This window comes from Halomonas sp. 707D4 (assembly GCF_024158685.1).
Lineage (GTDB): Bacteria > Pseudomonadota > Gammaproteobacteria > Pseudomonadales > Halomonadaceae > Vreelandella.
Window position 1 is genome coordinate 1 of the sequence record NZ_JAMZBD010000567.1, and the last position, 1,751, is coordinate 1,751.

The following is a 1,751-nucleotide window of genomic DNA, read 5'->3' on the forward strand; positions in this document are numbered from 1 at the left end:
GCTTGCGGTATCGCTGGTGGCGGCCATTCGCCGCCACGCCGACGTGGCCGTCGGCAACATCCTCGGCAGCAACATCTTCAACCTGCTGGGCATCCTGGGGGTGTCGGCGTTCTTGCAGCCGCTGACGCTGGTGGATCGCATGATCGTGTTCGACCAGTGGGTGATGCTGGGCTCGGCGGTGATCCTGCTGGTGTTCCTGTATACCGGGCTGCGCCTGTCTCGCCCCGAAGGGGCGGTACTGCTGCTGGGCTACGTCGCTTATGTGGTGGCGAGCTTCACGATCTTGGCATAATACGGCTTTTCGATTCGACGAGGAGTCGCCGATGCGCCTTGGTACCCTGGGCCCCGACAGCAGCAACCACGGCCTGATCGCCCGGCGCTACCTGCGTCGCCACGCCCCTCGACGCGGCCAGTGCGTCTATTTCGAGACCTTCGATCACGCCTTCGACGCGCTGCTGGCCGGTGAGATCACCCACCTGCTTCAATGCAGCGCCCACGCCAGCCACGCCGAGTGCGTGGGGCGCACCATGCACCGCACCTTTCCCGTGGATGCCTTCATCGCAGGCTCCCACCCTCTCGCGCTGGTGATGCGCCGCGACGCGGTGGACAGCTCGCGCATCGCCCTGCAGGCGGCCACCCGCCATTACACCGACCTGAGCGACTTCACCACGGTCGTCGAGATGCCCACCACCGCCGCCGTGGCAAAGGCGCTGCTGGACGGGCGGGAGACGGCGGGCATCTGCGCCGAGCAAGCGGCCGAGCAGGCCCCCGAGACCCTTCGCGTGGTGCGCGCGCTGGGCCCGGCCCTGGATACCTGGATCGTCTACGCGACCACGCCGCTGCCCCCCCAGGCGCCGCTCTGGTTAAACGACGAAGATGGCCACCACGCCCAGTAGCACGAACACCACCCGCCAGCCGAGCGCGCGCCGGGCGATCACGCCATGGGAGATCAGCGTGAGGCCAATGGCCACCTTCAGCGCGCTGATCACCGCCCCGGTCGGGTCGAAGGCCAGGGCGATGATGTCCGGATTCGCCACCATGGCCAGTGGAATGATGTACAGGCCGATCCCCAGCGCCATCGCCTTGAGGGCGACTTTCAGCCAGTTCTCCCCCACCATGCCCGCGGCGATGAACACCGCACCACATACCGGTGGTGTGATGGTGGAGAGCAAGGCGAACCAGAACACGAACAGGTGCGCCAGCAGCGGCGATAGCCCGAGCGAGGTGAGCGCCGGCCCCGCCACGGACACGCAGATGACGTAGGCGGCGGTCGTGGGCACCTCCATGCCCAGAATCAGGCAGGCCAGGGCTGTGAGCAGCAGCGCCGGCCAGAGCATGTCGTTCGAGAGCGACAGGATCCCCGAGGTGATCTTGACGCCGAGCCCGGTCAGCGACAGCACGCCGACCACCACCGAGGCGCAGATGATGATCGCGCCGATGACGGCGATCTGGCGCCCGGCGGTGAGCGCCGCCTCGCTGAGCCGCTCGACGAAGCCCGGCAGCGAGCAGCGCAGCCGCACGTTGAACAGCAACAGCGCGATGCCGGCGAAGATGGCGATGCTTGCCGCGTACTGCGGCGTGAAGCCGGCGTGGAAGATGCGCTCGAGCAGCAGCACGAAGGGCACGGCGAAGAACAGCGAGGTGATCAGCACCTCGCGCGGCGCCGGGCGCTCGCTCTCGGCCACGGGCTTCAGGTCGTGGCGGGTGGCGAAGGCATTGATGCCTACCCACACGGTCAGGAAGTACAGGAT

Annotated in this window: 3 protein-coding genes; 2 read left to right on the forward strand and 1 reads right to left on the reverse strand. The window is 67.6% G+C overall.

The window, feature by feature from the left end:
- A partial coding sequence (locus tag BIS11_RS16635) for a sodium:calcium antiporter (protein ID WP_367399227.1) occupies positions 1-292 on the forward strand: 292 nt, incomplete at its 5' end.
- Between the two features lie 31 nt (positions 293-323).
- Positions 324-896 (forward strand): hypothetical protein, encoded by a 573-nt coding sequence (locus BIS11_RS16640; protein WP_253426642.1) that lies wholly within the window; start codon positions 324-326, stop codon positions 894-896.
- On the opposite strand, the gene BIS11_RS16645 is transcribed toward BIS11_RS16640, so the two are convergent.
- Positions 864-1,751: TRAP transporter large permease subunit (locus BIS11_RS16645; RefSeq protein ID WP_253586596.1), on the reverse strand; the 888-nt coding region annotated here is incomplete at its 5' end. The genes BIS11_RS16640 and BIS11_RS16645 overlap by 33 nt on opposite strands.

Excerpts from the sequence above, each read along its gene's own strand:
- BIS11_RS16640 (WP_253426642.1), top strand. The coding sequence starts at position 324 with ATGCGCCTTGGTACCCTGGGCCCCGACAGCAGCAACCACGGCCTGATC.